The 19549-nt window shown below is 64.6% G+C and carries 12 protein-coding genes; 2 read left to right on the top strand and 10 right to left on the bottom strand.

The annotated features are described in order from the left end of the window. The 5 genes from IB232_RS01520 to IB232_RS01500 all read right to left on the bottom strand — a co-directional run bounded on the left by IB232_RS01520 (position 1) and on the right by IB232_RS01500 (position 8584). Positions 1-2154: a putative bifunctional diguanylate cyclase/phosphodiesterase gene (locus IB232_RS01520; RefSeq protein ID WP_192396801.1), complete on the bottom strand. Its 2154-nt coding sequence runs from the start codon at positions 2152-2154 to the stop codon at positions 1-3. Between the two features lie 33 nt (positions 2155-2187). Further along, the gene (locus IB232_RS01515) at positions 2188-5943 is read right to left on the bottom strand and encodes a CHASE domain-containing protein (RefSeq protein WP_192396800.1); all 3756 of its coding nucleotides are present in this window, start codon (positions 5941-5943) and stop codon (positions 2188-2190) included. A 192-nt stretch (positions 5944-6135) separates the two neighbouring features. After that, positions 6136-6822, bottom strand: coding sequence for an OmpA family protein (locus tag IB232_RS01510; protein WP_192396799.1), 687 nt, complete (start codon positions 6820-6822; stop codon positions 6136-6138). Positions 6823-6899: 77 nt separating this feature from the next. Continuing rightward, entirely contained in the window at positions 6900-7544 is a 645-nt protein-coding gene (locus tag IB232_RS01505; RefSeq protein WP_192396798.1) for an MBL fold metallo-hydrolase, read from the bottom strand. Then, on the bottom strand, positions 7541-8584 hold the full coding sequence (locus IB232_RS01500; protein ID WP_192396797.1) for an AraC family transcriptional regulator: 1044 nt from the start codon (positions 8582-8584) through the stop codon (positions 7541-7543). Before IB232_RS01500 ends, IB232_RS01505 begins: the two co-directional genes overlap by 4 nt. A 123-nt stretch (positions 8585-8707) precedes the next feature. On the opposite strand from IB232_RS01500, the gene IB232_RS01495 reads away from it, so the two are divergent. Further along, a complete protein-coding gene (locus IB232_RS01495) occupies positions 8708-9541 on the top strand; it encodes a metal-dependent hydrolase (RefSeq protein WP_192396796.1) in 834 nt (277 codons plus the stop codon). Here the strand turns inward: IB232_RS01495 and IB232_RS01490 are convergent. The 4 genes from IB232_RS01490 to IB232_RS01475 all read right to left on the bottom strand — a co-directional run bounded on the left by IB232_RS01490 (position 9534) and on the right by IB232_RS01475 (position 17482). After that, the gene (locus IB232_RS01490) at positions 9534-12251 is read right to left on the bottom strand and encodes a LuxR C-terminal-related transcriptional regulator (protein WP_192396795.1); all 2718 of its coding nucleotides are present in this window, start codon (positions 12249-12251) and stop codon (positions 9534-9536) included. The two genes, IB232_RS01495 and IB232_RS01490, sit on opposite strands and share 8 nt — an antisense overlap. 130 nt (positions 12252-12381) lie before the next feature. Continuing rightward, positions 12382-13749, bottom strand: a complete 1368-nt coding sequence (locus tag IB232_RS01485; RefSeq protein WP_192396794.1) for a DUF1329 domain-containing protein — start codon at positions 13747-13749, stop codon at positions 12382-12384. A 27-nt stretch (positions 13750-13776) separates the two neighbouring features. After that, positions 13777-15579, bottom strand: coding sequence for a DUF1302 domain-containing protein (locus tag IB232_RS01480; protein ID WP_192396793.1), 1803 nt, complete (start codon positions 15577-15579; stop codon positions 13777-13779). A 220-nt stretch (positions 15580-15799) separates the two neighbouring features. Further along, entirely contained in the window at positions 15800-17482 is a 1683-nt protein-coding gene (locus IB232_RS01475) for a fatty acid--CoA ligase (protein WP_192396792.1), read from the bottom strand. A gap of 173 nt (positions 17483-17655) precedes the next feature. On the opposite strand from IB232_RS01475, the gene IB232_RS01470 reads away from it, so the two are divergent. Next, positions 17656-18831 (top strand): thiolase family protein, encoded by a 1176-nt coding sequence (locus IB232_RS01470; protein ID WP_192396791.1) that lies wholly within the window; start codon positions 17656-17658, stop codon positions 18829-18831. Between the two features lie 54 nt (positions 18832-18885). Here IB232_RS01470 and IB232_RS01465 read toward each other — a convergent pair whose 3' ends face one another. Then, entirely contained in the window at positions 18886-19515 is a 630-nt protein-coding gene (locus IB232_RS01465) for a LysE family transporter (protein ID WP_192396790.1), read from the bottom strand. Positions 19516-19549: the final 34 nt, after the last annotated feature.

Below are 19549 nucleotides of genomic sequence, written 5' to 3'. Positions count from 1 at the left end.
TCAGCGCACCACCAGCGTCGGCTCGTCGGGCCGCCAGCTGCTCCAGTCCAGACGCGGGGGAAATGCGCCGGCGCGCTCCACTGGCAGCCCCGGCGCCACCAGGAAGCCCTGCATGGTGGTGCAGCGATGGGCGATCAGCCAGTCGCGCTGCTCCAGGGTCTCCACGCCTTCGGCGACCACTTCCAGGCCCAGGTGGTGCCCCAGGTCGATGATGGTGCTGACGATTGCCGCATCCTTGGGCGAGTCGAGCATGTTGGCGATGAACAGACGGTCGATCTTCAGGGTGTCGAGTTCGAAGTGGCGCAGGTAGGCCAGCGACGAATAGCCGGTGCCGAAGTCGTCGATGGCGATGCGTACACCCAGCTCGCGCAGCTGGCGCAGCTGCTCGCGGGTGGTGTCGAGGTCCTGCATCAGCGCGCTCTCGGTGACCTCCACTTCCAGCTGTGACGGCTGGAGCTGGTGCAGTTCCAGCATCCGCCGCAGATCGTCCACCAGCTGTGGCATGCCGAACTGCACCGGACTGACGTTGAGGCTCAGCAGCAGTTGCTCACCAAACTGGGCGCGCCAGGCCCGGCATTGGCGGATGCCTTGGTTGAAGATCCAGTCGCCCAGGCGATTGATCAGGCGCGTCTCCTCCAGCAGCGGGATAAACACCCCAGGCGAAATCGTACCGGCGACCCGGTGCTCCCAGCGCAGCAGGGCCTCGAAGCCACGCAGGCGGCCGCTGGCCAGGTCGATCTGCGGCTGGTAGACCAGCACGAAGTCGTCCTGCTCGATGGCCGTGCGCAGGCTCTCCTCCAGCATCAGTCGCGAGCGAGCGCGGCCGTTCATTTCCGGCGAGAAGAAGCGGTACTGCTGCCGGCCGGCGCGCTTGGCCTCGTACATCGCCATGTCGGCCGAGCGCAGCAGGCCGTCCACCGTCTGCCCACATTCGGGGAAGCAGGAGATGCCGATGCTGGCGCCCAGGGTGACCTCCACGCCGTCCAGCTGGTGCCGCACCGAGATCAGCTCGATCAGCTTCTCCGCCACCCGCGCCGCGTCCTCGGGATGGTCGAGGGTATCTAGCAGCGCGGTGAACTCGTCGCCGCCCATGCGCGCCACGATGTCGTAGGGGCGCAGGCAATGCTTCAGCTGCTCGGCGACCTTGCGCAGTATCTGGTCGCCGGCGTCATGGCCGAGGGAGTCGTTGATCCGCTTGAAGCCGTCCAGATCCAGATACAACACCGCCATGCGCTTGCCGCTGCGATCAACCCGCGACAGGGCCGTGTCCAGCGCCTGGTGGAAGCCACGGCGGTTGTACAGACCGGTCAGCGCGTCGGTGACGGCCTGGGACTCCAGCTGGGCGTGCAGGTTGCGCACCACCGACATGTCCAGGGCGATCAGCACCATGGAGTTCTGGTACTGCGGCAGTGGCGAGCAGGACAGCGCCGCCGGCAGATAGCCGCCGGTCAGGGTGCCGAGCACTGCGTCGTGGATGCGATAGGTCTGGCCGACACGCCAGTGCTGATAGAACTCGCTGTCCTGCCATTCGCCGGGCATCTCCGGCGACTTGAGGTAGGACAGCAGCGCGCTGCCCTGCAGATCGGCCACCTCGCCCTGAAGCATCTGCGCCATGGCCGGGTTGGCGAAGCTGATCAAGCCGTCCTTGTCGATCACCAGGATGCCTTCGGAGGCATTGTCGAGCACCGAGGCGTTGAAGGCGCGCTCGCGGTCCAGCTGCTGGGTCAGCTGCAGCAGCTCGTGGCGATGGCGCTCCTGCTCCAACAGGGTCCCGATCTTGTGCTTGAGCACCTTGGGGTCGAAAGGTTTGAGGATGAAGTCCACCGCGCCGATGGCGTAGCCCTGCAGCACCGATGCTTCGGTGTGGGCGATGGCGGAGAGGAAGATGATCGGCGTATGCCGGGTATGCGGGCTGCCGCGCATCAGGCGGGCCACCTCGAAGCCATCCATCTTCGGCATCTGCACATCGAGCAGGACCAGGCCGACATCCTCGTCCATCATGCAGCGCAGCGCCGCCTCGCCAGAATCGACGGTGCGTACGTTCCAGCCCTCGTTGCCGAGCAGCGCCTCCATGGCCACCAGATTCTCCTCGCGGTCGTCGACCACCAGCAGAATCTGCTGCTCCGCTAACGACTCAAGTTGCAACTGCGACATGCAGCCCTCCTCTTCGGCAGCGCTTTCATCCTCTCAGCCCCGCACCCGGCGACGCGGCTGCGCCGATGCCGCCAGCCAGCGATGGAGCATTTCCAGCAGTTCCTGGCGCCCCACCGGTTTGGCCAGATAGTCGTCGCAGCCGGCGGTGATGCACTTCTCGCGGTCGCCCTTCATGGCATGTGCCGTGAGGGCTATGACCGGTACGCCGCAGCCACGTTCATCTTTCAGGATGCGGGTGGCGGTGTAGCCATCCATGTTGGGCATGGCCATGTCCATCAGCACCAGGTCGACAGGCTCGCGATCGAAGGCCACCAGGGCCTCTTCGCCATCCTTGGCTGGCACCACCGCCAGGCCCAGCTCATCGAGCAGAGCGGTCATCGCGTAAATATTGCGGATGTCGTCGTCCACCAGCAGCACGCGCTTGCCTGACAGCTCCGAGCCATCGGCCTGGGGCTCGCGCACGGTGGAGAGGAAGCCCTGCAGCGCTGCGCTGAGCGGGCTGAGGTCGTCACCGCTCTTGCGCACCACCACTGCCGAGTAGCGACGCAGGCGCTGCAGGTCCTGGCGGGTCACATCCACGCCGGTATTGATCACTACCTGGGTGTCCTGCAGGGCGCGTTCGCGATGCAGCGCCTCGAGCAGGTCGAAGCCATCCTGGTCGGGTAGATCAAGGTCGATGACCAGGGCGTCGAAAGGCTTTGCAACGTAGGCCTGGCGAGCCTGCTCGGCACTGGCCACGGCGGTGACCCGGAAACCCATCTGGATCAGGTGCTCGCGGCAATGCTCGCGCTCCACCTCGACGTCCTCCACCAACAGCAGGCTGCGTTCAGGTGAACTGACCAGGGCGATATCCTCGAACACCCGCTCCAGGTCCTGGCGCGCCACCGGTTTGACCAGATAGCGCGTGCCGTCGCTGTGCCAGTCCTGCGGTTGCGGCACGCAGGAGACAATGTGCACCGGCACGTCGCGGTATTGCACCAACCCGCGCAGGCGTCGGTATATCTGCCAGCCGCTGATGTCCGGCAGCAGGATGTCGAGGATCACCGCGACGAAGCGCTCGCTCTGCAGCAGGCCGATGGCCTGCTTACCGTTGCGGCAGTGCACGCTGGAGAAGCCGTGGGCCTGGGCCTCCTCGGCAATCACCGCGGCGAAGTTGGGATCGTCCTCGACGATCAGCATCGCCGGTCCGCTGCCACTGCGTTGCGGTGTGGCACTGAGCGATTCGTCCTCCTTCTCCACCGGATTCAGCGCCACCACCGGCAGCCGCACGATAAAGCGCGAGCCCCGCCCTGGCGTGCTCTCCAAACTGATCTGCCCACCCAGAACCTCGACCAACTGGCGGGTGATGGCCAGTCCCAGGCCGGTGCCACCGAAACGGCGACTGGTGGAGCCGTCGATTTGCTGGAAGGCCTGGAAGATGCGCTCGTGCTGCGCCGGGTCAATGCCGATGCCGCTGTCGCGCACGATGAACTGCAGGGTCTCGCGCTCGTCGTCGAGGGATACCGGCGACTGGCCGATGCTCAGCTCCACATCGCCGTGCTCGGTGAACTTGAGGGCGTTGGACAGCAGGTTGCGCAGGATCTGCTGCAGGCGCCCGCGGTCGCTGTGGATCATCCGCGCTACGCCCGGTTCCAGGTGGGTGAGCAGGCGCAGCCCCTTGATCTCGGCCATCGGCCGCAGGCTGGAATCCAGCTCCACCAGCAGATCGTGGATGTTCAGCGGCTCGAGCTTGAGCTGCACTCGCCCGGCCTCGATCTTGGCCAGGTCGAGCACGTCGTTGATCAGCTGCAGCAGGTCGTTGCCGGCCTTGTAGATGATGTCCGCATGCTTGACCTGCTTCTCGGTCAGGTTGCCGGCCACATTGTGGCGCAGCTGCTCGCTGAGGATCAGGATGCTGTTGAGGGGCGTGCGCAGCTCGTGGGACATGTTGGCGAGGAATTCCGACTTGTAGCGGTTGGCCAGGGCCAGCTGCTCGGCCTGCTCGCGCAGGCGCTGTTCGGCGGCCTTGCGCTCGCTGATGTCGATGATCACCGCCTGCACCAGGCGCTCGCCGTCGGCACGGATCGGCGACAGGCCGACTTCCAGGGGAATCAACCGACCATCGCGGTGCTGGCCGAACAGCTCGCGGTTGCCCCCCATGCGCCGCGGCGACGGATCCTTGATGAAGCCGTCACGCAAGCTCGGGTGCTGGGCGCGGGCGGCTTCCGGCAGAAGCATCTCCACCGGCTGGCCGAGCATCTCGGCGCGCTCGTAGCCGAACATCTGCTCGGTCTGGCGGTTGACCATGCTCAACCGGCCCTTGCCGTCGACCAGCACGATGGCATTGGGCGAGGCTTCCACCACCAGACGGAAGCGCTCTTCGGCGGCTTTGCGCTCGCTGATGTCGATGATCACCGCCTGCACCAGCATCTCCTCGCCGACGCGGATCGGCGCCAGACCGACCTCCAGGGGAATCAGGCGACCATCGCGGTGTTGGCCGAACAGCTCGCGGTTGCCGCCCATACGCCGTTGCTCGGGGGCCTTCATGAAGGCCTGGCGCATGGCCGGATGGCCCTGGCGCAGTTGTTCCGGCAGCAGACGCTCCACCGGCTGGCCGAGCAGATCGTCGCGCTCGTAACCGAACAACAGCTCTACCTGGCGGTTGACCATGACCACCTTGCCGCTGCCGTCGACCAGCACGATGGCATTGGGCGAGGCCTCGACCACCAGGCGAAAGCGCCCCTCGCTCTCGCGCAGCTTCTGGCGCTGCCGCTCGCTGTCGCCCAGGGCGCGATCACGCAGGAACAGGAAGCCGCCGACCAGCAGCGACAGCAGCAATGCGGCCAGCAGGCCGGTACCCAGACTGATGGGCAGATCTGCGTCCCCCAAAGCAGCCTCGTAGGCTGCAGTGCTACCCACATTGAGTTGCCATTCCCGGCCATAGATGCTCAGTGTGCGTTGGGCCCGGAAACGCGGTTTGTGGGACTGCATGCCGCTCCTGCTGAGCAGAGGCTGGGCGGTATCGGCCAGATCGAGCAGTTCTACCTCGAACTGGCTGCCGCCATTACCGAGGATGCCGTGCATCAGGTCGGCCACACGGAAGGTGCCAGCAACCATGCCATGCAGCACTTCGCGGCGCTCGTCAGGGGTGCTCAGCGGGGCATTGAGGCGGAACACCGGCAAGTACAGAAGCATGCCGGTCTGCGCGTCTTTCTCGGTTTCCTGGCGCAGACGCAAAGGACCTGTGAGTACAGCCTCGCCGCTGTCGCGGGCGCGCTCTATGGCCGTACGGCGGGTCGCCTCGCTGTACATATCGAAGCCCAGCGCGCGACGGTTGCGCCAGTCCAGAGGGTTGATGAACTCGACCACCAGATAAGCCTCACGCTCACCCGATGGGTAAGCCTGGAAGTCGCTACGCCCCGCCGTGCGGGCCCGTTCGACGAAGGCGCTCAGCTCGCCGGCCCGCAGGTATCGGTTCCAGGACAGCGCCTGGATGCCTGGGTACTGCTCCTGCAACTGCAGCTGATCGGTAGCCCGCTGCCACTCCTCGTTGGAGACCTGGTCGCTGCCGGCCATCAACCCGGCCATGCCGCGCAGCACCATTTCGTAGGCCCGCATGCGCTCACGCACGCTGAGCTCGACCCCGTCTACCGCCAAGGCGAAACGCTGCTCCTGGGTCTGACGGTTGCTCTGTTCGAGGGTGCGCCATTGCCAGAACACCAGGGCGCCGAGACCGATCAGCAGAACCAGACTGATCAGCAGTGGAATCCAGGGTTTTCGGGAGTGGAAGGTGGGAGCGGTGTCGTCCATGAGGTCTCCTGATCCTGCCCCGGCATGCCTCTCGCTCACCTGAGGCACACCGACTCGCACGCGGCTGAGCGCGTTGTCTGCTGAGAGTGTAGTCAGGAATTTACCCAGGTAGACGAGCAAGAAAGAAGGAATTTAGCCATCACCCAGAAACGCGAAAGACCCCTCGCGGGGCCTTTCTTTTACAGCGTCAGATCAGTACTGAGCGCCAGGCAACGGACGCAGCGTGACTTCGACCCGGCGATTCTGCGCGCGACCATCGGCCGTGGCATTGCTGGCCACCGGCTGATCCGGGCCGGCGCCACGGGTGCTCAGGCGCGAGGCGTCGACGCCCTGGGCCATCAGATAGTTGGCCACGCTCTGCGCGCGGCGCTGCGACAGGCTCATGTTGTAGGCATGGTTGCCGGTGCTGTCGGTGTGGCCGACGATCTCGATGCTGTTCTGGTTGTACTGGCGGAAGGACGTGGCCAGGTTGTTCAGCGGGCTGTAGAAGCTGCTGGCGATGTCCGCCGAGTCGGTGGCGAAGGTGATGTTGCCGGGCATGATCAGCTGGATGGTGTCGCCCTGGCGCTGCACTTCCACGCCGGTGCCTTCCATGCTGCGGCGCAGCTCCTCTTCCTGTTTGTCCGCGTAGTAGCCGTAGCCGGCACCGGCCGCGCCGGCCACCGCGGCGCCGATCAGCGCGCCCTTGCCCCGGTTGTCGTGGTTGATCGCGGCACCGGCCACGGCACCGGCCAGCGCGCCCAGGCCGCCGTACTTGGCGGTCTTGCTCATGCCCCCGGAGCTCTGCTGGGGCTGGTTTTCATAGGGATTCTGCGAGGCACAGCCAGTCAGCAGCGCCAACAGCAGGGCGGCGAGAGTCAGGCGTGAGGGGGTAGACATGGGAGTACTCCTGGAGCGGGTTGGCGGCGAAAGAGCCGACAACGAGTTAGAGCGAAGCGGCAGACAAAGATTCCCGGTCAGGCGCGAATGAACGGATTCTCGCGCATCTCGTCGCCCAGGCGGGTGTCCGGGCCATGGCCGGTGACCACGGTGGCGTCCTCATCCAGCGTGTAGAGGCGCTTGATCGAGCGCTCGATGGTGGCGTAGTCGCCGCCCCACAGATCGGTGCGGCCGATGCCGCGGCGGAACAGGGTATCGCCGGCGATCAGCAGCTTGGCCTCGGGGAACCAGAAGCTGGTGGAGCCGGGCGTGTGTCCGGGAGTATGCAGGGCCACACCGCAGCCGCAGGCCAGCTCCTCGTCGTCGGCCAGCCACTGGTCCGGCGCCGGCACCGGGGTGTAGGGCACGCCGAACATCTGGCACTGCATCTCCAGGTTGTCCCAGAGGAACTGGTCTTCCTTGTGCAGGTGCAGGCTGGCGCCGGTCTTTTCCTTCATCTGTCCGGAGGCGAGGAAATGGTCCAGGTGCGCATGGGTGTGGATGATGCTGACCACCTTGAGGCCGTGGGCCTCCAGGCGCGCCATGATCAGGTCGGGGTTGCCGCCCGGATCGACGACTATGGCCTTCTTGCTTACCGGGTCGCCGATGATGGTGCAGTTGCACTGCAGCGGGCCGACCGGGAAGGTCTCGCGGATCAGGCTGGGTTGCGGGGCGGCGGTCATCTGGAGGTCTCCTCGGCTGGCACGGGCCGCGCACGATAATCCTTCGGTGCCCTGCCCGTCCATTTGCGGAAGGCCCGGCGGAAGTTGGACGGGTCGCTGAAGCCCAACAGCAGGGCGATCTCGAACAACGGCAGGTGGGTGGTTTCCAGATACTGCAGGGCCAGGCGCTTGCGCACCTCGTCCAGCACCTGCTGGTAGCTGGTGCCGGCGGCGGACAGGTGCCGGCGCAGGCTACGCCCGCTGGTGTGCAAGGCACTTGCGGCGCTGTCGAGATTTGGAAAATCACCGGGACGGGCCAGCAACAAGCGGCGCAGGCGGCTGAGCAGCCCCTCCTGTACATCCAGGGTGGCCAGCAGCGCCTCACACTGCTGTTCACACATCTGCATGGTGGCCGGGTTGGCCAGGGCCATGGGGCGATCCAGGTAATGACGCGGCAGACGGAACCAGTGCCAAGGCTGATCGAACTGGGCCCGCACATCGAAAGCCTCTTCATAACGGGCGGCATGCTCGGGCGCGGAATAGGCGAAGCCGACCTGCACGTCCTGCGGACGCTCGCCAAGGAGGAACTGGGCAATGCCGTACAGGCTGCCGAACAGACCTTCGGCAGCGAAGCGACCGAGCACGCCCAGTGGAATCGACTCGCTGGCGCGCAGCTCCAGCGAATCCGGGTTGTCCACCAGTTCCAGTTCGAAGGTCAGCCCCAGCACCCGGTAGTACCTCAACGCGAACTGCACGGCGCGCCCGAGGTTGGCGCTGGATAGCAGCGCGTAGCCGAGAATGCCGTGGGCCGAGGCGTTCAGGCGCAGGCCGAGCAGCAGGCCCAGGGCCGGCTCGTCGCACAACAGCAAGGCGGCACCGGCCAGCTGGTGGAAGTTGGCCAGGGACAGCCGGCCCGTAGGGTTGAGCAGCAGCTCCGCACGCAAGCTGGCAGTGCCGAGCAGGCGCTCACGCTCGACACCGAACTCACCGGCCAGCTGCAGCAGCGCCTCGGCATAGGTAATCGGCACTAGTTCGGAATGCAGGTTCAGGGGTCTGCTCATCAGCGTTCGCCATAGTCGCCAGTGGCCGGATATGACCTGAATATTGGCTGAAGATAACCTTGTCCGCGAAAAGCCGGCAAGCCCATAGTCCGACCAAGCCATAACAACAAGATGGGAGGCCGCATGCACAGCCCTACCCCGCACGACCTGCAGATCACGCCGCGCCAGCCCGAGTTCAACCTGCCCTCGCCCTGGGCTCGCCACTGGCACGGCGGCGACGCGTTCAAGAGCCATTTTTTCGATGCCATGTCGCTGCTCTTCCCCGATGGCGAGCGCTTCTTCATCGACTCGGTACGTGCCTACCGCGAACAGGTGAGCGACCCGCAGCAGCTGGCGCAAATCCGCGGCTTCATCGGCCAGGAGGCGCATCACAGCCGCGAACACCAGCACTACAGCGACGCCCTGCGCGCCACCGGCTATGACCTCGACTATCTGGAGCGCCGCCTGAAGCGGCGCCTGGCCTTCGTGCGCAAGCACCTGCCACCCAAGGTGCACCTGGCGGCCACCACGGCAGTGGAGCACCTGACGGCGATCATGGCCGACGCCATCCTGCAGAACCCCGACTGGCTGGCCGGGGCAGATCCGGACATGGCGCGTCTGTGGCGCTGGCACGCGCTGGAGGAGAGCGAACACAAGGCGGTGGCCTTCGACCTCTACCAGCAGGTCTGCGGGCAACTGTGGATGCGTCGTCGCGCCATGCTGCAGAGCACCTTCTTCTTTACCCTGGATACGATCAAGGGGCTGGTGCACATGCTGCGCCGCGACGGTCTGCTGGCGAGCTGGCGCATCTGGCGCGATGGCCTGACCTGGCTATGGGGCAGTCGTGGCATCCTGCGCCCGCTGGTGCGCGCCTACTTCGACTTCTACCGGGCGGACTTCCATCCCTGGCAGCACGACAACCTGCAACTGATCCTGGAGACACGCCGCGAGTTCGACGCGGTGGCCGAAATCAGCTGAGCAGGCCCAAGCCCTTGGCTCGGGCCACCGCCTGGGTGCGCCGTTCGACGCCGAGCTTGCTGTTGATGTGGCGGGCGTGGGTCTTGACCGTGTGCAGGGAGATGAACAGGCGCTCGCTGATCTCCTGGTTGGAGCAACCCAGGGCGATCAGGCGCAGCACCGCCAACTCGCGGGTGCTGAGCGCTTCCGTCGCGCCACTGGGCAGCGGCTCGGCCTCGACTTCCGCCGGCAGGCGCTGGCGCAGGGCCTCGCTCAGCGGGCTTGCTGGCGCCGTCTGCAACTGCGCCCGCAACCATGTCGGCTGGTGGGCGAGCAGCTCATAGAACGGCAGCAGCGTACCGCCCCGGGCTGTCTCGAAACTGGTCAGCAACTGCTGCTGGGCATCACGCTCGCGCCCACCGGCAAACAGCAGCAGGCTCAACTGCACCTGGGCGAATACGCCCAGCAATTGCCCACCCTGGGCCTGGGCACGCAGCACCAGGGCGCGCAGGCGCCGCTCGGCGGCTTCCGGCTGGCCCTGACGACGCTCGAGCGCTGCGCGCTGCAGCTCGATATGCAGCGGCAACTGCGGATGAAACTCCGGCGCGGCGGCCGCCTGCTCACCACCGTAGGTCTCCGCCAGACGCAGCAGCCAGGCATTGGCCAGATCGACCTGGCCCTGGCTGAGCCACAGCTCGCACTTGGTCACGGTGATCATCGCCAGGTAATACACCGGCGGCACGTCCCAGATATGCATCAGGCGCTCGGCCTCGGCCAACTGGGCAAAGGCCTCATTGAAACGACCCGCCCTGCCCTCCTGGCTGGCCAGGATGCAGTAGCCGATCAGCAGGCTGATGTCGCGGCAGCTGCGCGCCTCGGCGATGCCGGCCTGCAGGCGGCGGCTGGCCTCCTCCGGCTGCAGACGCAGGGCGAGCAGGAATCCTTCATAGAGAGTCAGACGCGCGCGCACTGCGTAGACCCGCTGCTGCGACAGACCACGCAGACGCTCAAGCCCGGCACGCACCTCTTCCAGCGCCCGCAGTATCTCGCCGCGCGCCAGCAGGACCCGGCCGCGATCGTAATGACAGAAGGCCTCGAACAACGGGTTGTCCTGCCGTTGCGCCAGCTCCAGTGCCTCGCGATTGAGGCCACGCGCGCGCCACAGGTCGCCACGCACCACCGCCAGGTTGGCCAGGGTGGAGAGACACAGCAGGCGCGAGCCGTAGTGTTGCGCCGGCATGCCTGCCAGGGCCTCGGCGCAATAGAGTTCGGCATTCTGGCTGTCGCCACGGCCTCGGGCGATTACCCCACTGACGGCCAGCCACTGGGCCAGCAGCGACTGCTGCTCGGCCGCGGTGGGAGCCGGCAGGAAGCGCACCAGGTTATTGGCCAGGTCCTCCGCCGCATCCAGCTGGCAGGCCAGTGCCAGGGCCCAGCTATACAGCAGGATCAGGCGCGGCGTGCTGGTCAGCAGGCTGTCCGGCAGGTCCATCTTCCAACGCAGCAGCATGGCGACGTTCTGTTCGGCCAGCAGATGCTCTTCGGAGAAGTTCTGCACCAGGCTGGCCGCCACATCCGGCTGCCCGGCACGCAGCGCCTGCTCGACCGCCTCGTCCAGCTGGCCCTGACTGCTGAACCAGCGGCACGCACGCAAATGCAGGCGTGCCGGGGGTTGCGACAGCTGGCTGGCCGGGTTGGCCCGCAGCAGGTCGGAAAACAGATGGTGATAGCGGAACCAGCGACCCTGATCGTCCAGCGGCACCAGGAACACCTGGTGAGCTTGCAGGTGCTGGAGGATGGCGCTGCTGTCGTGGCTGTCGCGCACCGCATCGCACAGCTCGGCGCAGAAGCGCTCGAGGCAGGCGGTGTCGTAGAGGAAGGCCTGCAGTTCGGGAGGCTGACGCTCGATGACCTCTTCCAGCAGATAGTCGCGAATCATGCCCTGGGCGCCGTGCAGATCGCGTTCGCCCTCGCTGGCGGCCAGCAGCCACAGGCGCAGGCCCGCAACCCAGCCCTCGCTGCGTTGCAACAGACTGTCCAACGCCTCGCCGGGCAGCTCGGCACCTTGGGCGCAGAACAGCTCGCGGGTCTCGTCCAGGGTCAGGCGCAGGTCCTGCTCCTGCAGCTCCAGCAGTTGCCGCGACAGGCGCAGGCGCGCCAGATGCCAGTCGGGACGCTGACGGCTGGTCACCAGCACCAGCATGCCGGCCGGCAGATGGTTGAGGAAGAACTGCAGGCAGCGATCCAGCACCGCGCCCTGAGCCAAGTGGTAGTCGTCCAGCACCAGCAGCAGCGGGTGGTGCGGATCGAGGTGCTCGCCCAGCTCGTCGAGCAGGCCGTCCAGCCACTCCTCGAAGGCGAAGGGCTGGTGGCGCTGGCGCATCTTCAGCATACCCAGGGCCTCCTCGCCGATCCGCGGGAAATGCTGGCGCAGCCCCTCCAGCAGACGCTCGAGGAAGCGTCCGGGATCGCTGTCGCGACGATTCAGGCTCAGCCACAGGCTCTGCCACTGCGCGGGCAGACGCTCGCAGAACTCCACGGCCAAGGAGCTCTTGCCGAATCCAGCCGGTGCGCAAACCAGTAGCAGGCGCCCGGCCATGCCTTGTTCCAGACGCTCGCACAGGCGCGGCCGACGCACATGGCCGGCCGGTAGCGGAGGTCTGAAGAAACGCGGCTCGCCGGTAGGAACCGGGACGCTGGCGAGGCCGGGCGAGCTGGAAAGATCGGTCACTTAGGCGGTCTGGGCTGGACGTGAAATGCCCGCAGCCTATCCCCTTGCGCCGCGCATTTGAAGCCCACCCCGTCCGCCACAAAAAGAAAAAGCCGGCACAAGGCCGGCTTTTTCAGGGGTGGAGCGATGATTAACGCACGCCAGCCTGACGCAGAGCTGCCGGGGTGTAATCCGTGCTGGCAGCCTTGTAGTTGAAGTCGTAGGACTGTTTCTCCTCGTTCTTCATGCCAAGGGCCAGGTAGCGACCAGAGATGATGTCGTGCAGGGTTTCCACGGTGTACCACGGCACTTGCTTGTCGTAGTAGTACTGGGAATGAGCCTCGGCGACACGCCACAGGGCACCACGACCGTCGTAGTGGTCGATGACCGCGGCCTGCCAGCTGTCCTCGTCGATAAATACATCACGCTTGGCGTAGATGTGACGCTCGCCGGCCTTCAGGGTACCGGTCACGTGCCAGACGCGGTGCAGCTCGTAGCGAGTGTGCTCCGGGTTCAGGTGGCCGGCCTTGATGATGTCGGCGTACTTCAGTTTGGGCGAGTCCATGCGGTAGGAGTTGTACGGAATATAGATCTCCTTCTTGCCGTTCAGCTTCCAGTCGTAACGGTCAGGAGCACCGTTGTACATGTCGAAGTTGTCGGAAGTACGCAGACCGTCGGCGGCGGTACCTGGGCCGTCATACGACACCTGCGGAGCACGGCGCACGCGACGCTGACCGGCGTTGTACAGCCAGGCCAGACGAGGCTCCTTCACCTGGTTCAGGGTCTCATGGACCAGCAGAACGTTACCGGCCAGACGCGCCGGAGCGGTTACACGCTGCTTGAAGTAGAACAGGATGTTGCTCGGCTTGCTCGGATCGTAGTCGGTCAGGCTGGTCGGGAAGGTGAACTCATCCTGGAAGTACACCAGGCTATAGGAACCGTTGGCCTGCGGAGTAGCCTGGGTCACCAGACGACGTACGCTGCCACCGCGATAGCGGGTGATCTGGTTCCAGATCGCTTCCAGGCCGTTCTGCGGGATCGGGAAGGGATAGGCGGTCTTGAAGTTTTCCAGACCGTTACCACCCTCGACCAGCTTGGTGTTAGTGGCGTTGGCCTTCACGTCGTCCAGTACGCTCTGGGGCGCAGTGGCGGAACGATGGGTCGGGTACACCGGGATCTTGAAGCTATCCGGGTAGCGCTTGAACATGGCCTGCTGACCAGGGGTCAGCTTGTCCTTGTACTGATCGACGTTCTGCGCGGTGATGGTGAACAGCGGCTGTTCACTGGCGAAGGGATCGGACAGGAAGCCGCGGCCATCGGCAGTGCCGGCGTTCTGCGGCAGACCGCCGGTCCACTCTGGGATCGAACCGTCGGCATTACCGGCCTTCTCGGCGCCCAGCGGGGTCAGCGTGGTGCCCAACTTGGCAGCCTCATCGGCGGAAACGGCGGCCATTACGCTGGTGGCCAGCATGGAAAGGGCAAGAGCCCCGAATTGCAGCAGATTTTTTGTTGCTTTCATGTGCATACGTTCCTATTGATCCCGACCTTAGAAGTTCACGCCAAAGCTGAGCGCCACGAAGTCGCGGTCAGTGTTGGTGTTGTATTCGCCACCGAAGAAGTCGGTGTAGGCCAGGCTGGCGGTATAGGTATTCTGGTATTCAGCATCGACACCGACGCTGATGGCCTTGTTGCCTTCGGTGAAAGTCGGGCTGTAGCCATCCACATCATGGGACCAGGACAGGTTCGGCTTCAGGTTGATGCCGGCGAACACGTCGTTGTAATCGAGGATGACGCGAGCGCGGTAGCCCCAGGAGGTGTTGGTAAAGAAGCCCTTGCCATCACAATTCTGCGGATTCGGGGCGTTCAGCAGTCCCTCGCACAGGGAGTTATTCGGAATCTCACCATTGCCGAACTCCGGGGCGCGGCCAAAGCGCAACTCGTTTTCGCTCAGGTTGCTCACATGGGTATAACCTACCTCGCCCACCAGAGTCAGACGCTCGGCGCCCATGACCTGGTCAACGAACTGAGTGACAGTCATCTGAGCCTGGGTCATCGGCTTGCGCACATAGCCCTTGATGGTTTCACCCGCACCCTGAGCAGCATGACCGCTGGTATAGATTGGGCTGTTATCCCAGATCAGCGGGCCAGCCTGAGCAACCGAGGCAACGGTCAGGTCAGTGGTGTTGAGTTGCATTGGCATGTTCGGCCGGTAGCTCAGCTCACCGGACACGGCAGTAGAGCCAACGTTGGTCGAGAAGCTAACGCCGTGCAGACGGATATCTTCCGGATATTCCAGGTAATACTTGCCGCTCAGTTCGCCGGTGACCGGGTTCTCCAAGTCGTACAGGCCGGGGTCGCCCGCCACGTATGACAGGATCGGGGTACGGCTGTGGTAGTTCATGGTGTAGAAGCCAAACTCGGTGTCGTTCAGCTCTGGGGAGAACCAGCGCAAGGCCACACCCCACTGCCCGCTGTCACGTGCATCCTCGTCACCCTTGCGCCCCAGGTAACGATAGTCGTTGTAGTTCGGATTGGTAGCCGGGGTCCCGCTGACATCGCGCGGCCGGAGGTCGGAACCCTGCGCGGCCAGACGATCGACGCAGCCATCCTGCACCACATCGACGGAGAAGAAGGTACCGCAGTTGTCGGCAACGCTCTGGTCCCACTCGATCTGGTAGAAGGCTTCAGCCGAGAGGTTGTCAGTCAGGCTCTGCGAGACGTAGAACATGTTGACCGGGATCAGGCCTTCCTTGATCTCGGCTCCAGGGCGGCGGAAAGCAGCGGCGTCAACCGGGTTGATCGCGTTGATCGAGTTGAAAATGAAAGTGCTTTCACCCCAGCTCACGACCTGCTTACCCAGACGAACAGAGCCCGGCTGATCGGCGATGGCATAGTTGTGGTAGACGAAGGCGTCGAGAATCTGGGCGCCGGAGGACTGCGCAGCCTCTTTGCGGTTGCTGTCGTCGATGTCGTAGAGCAGGCGATGCTCATCCTTCAGCTCGAAGTCATACCAGTACTTGCCACGGATGAACACACCGGTGTCGCCATACTTCAGCTCGAGGTCGTGGAGGCCCTTGAAGATTTTCGAGAAGGTCTCACCCTTCTTGAAATTCAAGCGGGCATCGTCGCCGGTTTGCGAAGAGGCTTCGCCGCCGTTACGAACACCGACCAGATCCGGATCGGCGCCACGCACCGACCAGCTGGCACCAACAGACAGAGAGGAATCGAGCTGACCCTCGATCTCACCGATATTGAAGGTGACACCGAAAGCCGGGGCAGCGAGGGTTGAGGCAAGGCTGACTGCCAGAGGCAGTTTGGCCATACGCCAGAACGGTTTAGTGGTTGTCATCGACGCTACTCCATGTGTTTTTTGTTATGGATGCCGCGGACTATAGCTACCACCCCCCCGGGCTTGATCCCCCTAAAGTGTGATTTCCAGTCCCCGGCCTCTCTAGACCGGCCGGTCACGCGAATGCGAGCCGGCCAGATTCATCACGCGACAGCAATTAACAAGCCAAGCGTTTGCTCGGATGGGGCACAAAATGGCTAATGCGCCCCGCCCTCAGGGCTCACAGCGTAGACAGGAATGCGCTCCCCGCCGCCTGCCACTGAGCGATATCAAGACGAATTCGCTTCTTATCCAGCTTGCCCACACTAGTTTTGGGAATATCGGTAACAAGTGCGATCTGGCTGGGTATCGCCCACTTGTTGATGCAGCCCTGTTCCACGAACGGCTTGAGATGTTCCTTGAGCCCCTTGGCATCCAGGCTCTGGCCCTCGCGCAACACCAGCAGGGCGAAGGGACGCTCACCCCATTGCGGATCGGGCACACCGACCACGGCGACTTCGCGCACGGCTGGATGACGACTGATGAGATCTTCCAGCTCCAGGGACGACAACCACTCTCCCCCGGTCTTGATCACGTCCTTGATGCGGTCGCGGATATCGATGTAGCCGAGATCATCCAGGGTGGCGACGTCACCGGTGTGCAGCCAGCCGTGTTCCCACAGCTCTGCGCTCTTCTGCGGCTCGTTGAAGTAGCCCATGGTCAGCCACGGAGCGCGCAGTACCAGCTCGCCCTGGGTCTCGCCGTCCGCCGGTAACAGCTGGCCGTCCGGGCCCATCAACGCGGTCTCCACCAGCGGCACCGGGACGCCGGCCTTGATGCGGTAGGTGATCTGCTCGCTCTCACTGCCGGCCTTTAGCTCTTCGTTGATGTGGGCGCAGGAGATCAGCGGGCAGGTCTCGGACATGCCGTAGGCCGCGGTGAGCTGAATGCCACGCGCCTTGGCCGCCTCGTACAGGGCGCGATTGAGTGCGCTGCCGCCGATGATGATCTTCCAGCCGCCGAAGTCCTGCCCCTGCCCTGCCTTAGCGTTGAGCACCATCTGCAGGATGGTCGGCACACAGTGGGAGAAGGTGACCTTTTCCTTCTGCCACAGCTGCACCAGCAGTTCGGGATCGTAGCGCCCCGGGTAGACCTGCTTGATGCCGAGCATGGTGGCCGCGTAGGGAATGCCCCAGGCATGCACATGGAACATCGGCGTGATCGGCATGTACACGTCGTTGGTGCCGAGCAGGCGCACGCTGTCCACGCTGCCTAGCACGCTGGCTTCGGCCAGGGTGTGCAGCACCAGCTGGCGGTGGGTGAAGTACACGCCCTTGGGGTTACCGGTGGTACCGGTGGTGTAGAAGGTGGTCGCCACCGAGTTCTCGTCGAAATCCTGGAAGTCGTACTTCGAGCTGGCGGCCGCCAGCAGATTCTCGTACTCGCCGACCAGATTGGGCAGCTCGGCGGTCTTCTCGGCGCCATCGGTGAGCAGAATGGTCTTCTCCACCGTGGTCAGCTGGCTCTCGATGCCCTTGTACAGGGGCACGAACTCGCTGTTGACCAGCACGAACTTATCCTCGGCATGGTTCATGGTGTAGAGGATCTGGTCGGCCGACAGGCGAATGTTGATGGTGTGCAGCACCGCGCCGATCATTGGGATGGCAAACATGCACTCCAGATAACGGTGGCTGTCCCAGTCCATCACCGCCACGGTGTCACCGGCCTCCACCCCGGCATCGCTCAGCACATTGGCCAGGCGCGCCACCCGCTCATTAAAGGTGGCATAGCTGTAGCGCAGCTGGTCGCGGTAGACGATCTCGCGGGTCTTCTCGTAGCGGCTGCCGGAGAGCAGCAGGCGCTTGATCAGCAGCGGGGCCTGGTTGGCGTTTTCTGTCGGGGGAATGACACGGGTCTGCAGCATGGCGGTAACCTGTTGTTCTGCGTTTTTTGTTGGTCGACAATCTAGAACCGCTCTGCCACTGGCTTAATCCACCCAAAGGATGATTTTGCCGGTGACTCTTTGGCCATCTTTGGTCACGCAGTAGAATCGACTCATACCTGCCGTCCCGGCTTCACTCTCCAGAGGTAATACCGATGTCCGATATCGTCATCGTCAGCGGCGCCCGCACCCCCATGGGTGGCTTCCAGGGCAGCCTGTCCAGCATCCCCGCCGTGGATCTGGGGGCCGCCGCCATCCGGGAGGCCGTGGCCCGTGCCGGTATCCAGCCCGCCGACGTACAGGAAGTGATCATGGGCTGCGTACTGCCCGCCGGCCTCAAGCAGGGCCCGGCCCGCCAGGCCTCGCTGAACGCCGGCCTGCCGTCCGCCACCGGCTGCACCACCATCAACAAGCTGTGCGGCTCCGGCATGAAGGCCGTGATGCAGGCGTTCGACGCGCTCAAGGCCGGCAGCAACCAGGTGATGGTCGCCGGCGGCATGGAAAGCATGTCCAACGCGCCGTACATCATCGAGAAGGCCCGCAGCGGCCTGCGCATGGGGCATGGCGAGATCAAGGACCACATGTTCTTCGACGGCCTGGAAGACGCCCGCACCGGTCGCCTGATGGGCTCTTTCGCCCAGGAGACCGCCGACAAGTACGGCATCACCCGTGAAGAGATGGACGCCTATGCCATCGAGTCGCTGAAACGCGCCCAGGCCGCCATCCAGAGCGGTGAGCTGGCCAGCGAGATCGTTCCGGTCACCGTCACCAACCGCAAGGGCGAAGTCGTGGTGAAGGACGACGAGCAGCCGCTGACCGCCAACCTGGACAAGATCCCCGGCCTCAAGCCGGCGTTCAAGAAGGACGGCACCATCACCGCCGCCAACGCCAGCTCGATCTCCGACGGTGCCAGCGCCCTGGTCCTGATGACCGCCGAGGAAGCGGCCAAGCGTGGCCTCAAGCCGCTGGCCAGGATCGTCGCCCACGCCACCCAGAGCCAGGACCCGAGCGAGTTCACCATCGCGCCGATCGGCGCCATGAGCAACCTGTTCAAGAAGACCGGCTGGAGCAAGGAAGACGTCGATCTTTACGAGATCAACGAAGCCTTCGCCATGGTCACCATGCTGGCCATGCGCGAGCACGGCCTGGATCACGCCAAGGTCAACGTCTACGGCGGCGCCTGCGCCCAGGGCCACCCGGTCGGCTCCACCGGCTCGCGCCTGATCGTCACCCTGATCAACGCCCTGCGCAACAAGGGCGGCAAGCGTGGCGTCGCCTCGCTGTGCATCGGCGGCGGCGAAGCCACCGCGGTGGCCATCGAACTGCTGTAAGTAGTACGCAAATGAAAAGCCCCGCCTAGGCGGGGCTTTTTTATGGGCGGCTGATCAACGCAACTCGGTAAAGGCCAGCTTGATCCCCAGCCCCACCAGCACCGCCCCCATCAGTCGGTCGAACCAGTGGCCCATGCGCGCGAAACCGGCGCGCACCCGGCGTTGGCTGAACAGCAATGCCACGAGGCAGAACCAGATCGCCGTGGCGAACGCCAGGTACACGCCGTAGCCGGCCTGCACCGCCAACGGCGTGTGCGGATTGATCACCACGGTGAACAGCGAGAGGAAGAACAGCGTCGCCTTGGGATTCAGGCCATTGGTCACGAAGCCGGTCATGAAGGCGCCGCGCGGTGAGCGCTCGCCAGCCTCTGCCGCCACGTCAAGCGCGCCGGGCACCGCCGGTTTGGCCCGCAGGGCCTTGATGCCGATGTAGAACAGGTAGGCCGCCGCCAGCCACTTCAGCGCGTTGAACAGCACGATGGACTGCGACACGATCAGGCCAATACCGAGCAGCGAATAGGCCACATGGACGAAGATGCCGGTGCCCACGCCCAGCGCCGTCCAGGTGCCCGCACGGCGACCGTAGGCCACGCTCTCGCGTACGACGATGGCGAAGTCCGGTCCCGGGCTGGCCACGGCCAGCAGATGGATCAGCGCCACGGTCAAAAACTCCGCCCAGTACATGCGACCTCCGAATAGTGGGAATCAGGACAATAGG

Origin of the sequence: Pseudomonas sp. PDM15, from assembly GCF_014851565.1 — a bacterium.
Lineage (GTDB): Bacteria > Pseudomonadota > Gammaproteobacteria > Pseudomonadales > Pseudomonadaceae > Aquipseudomonas.
Note: the sequence above shows the minus strand (reverse complement) of the source record. Positions and strands in the feature narration are given on the sequence as shown.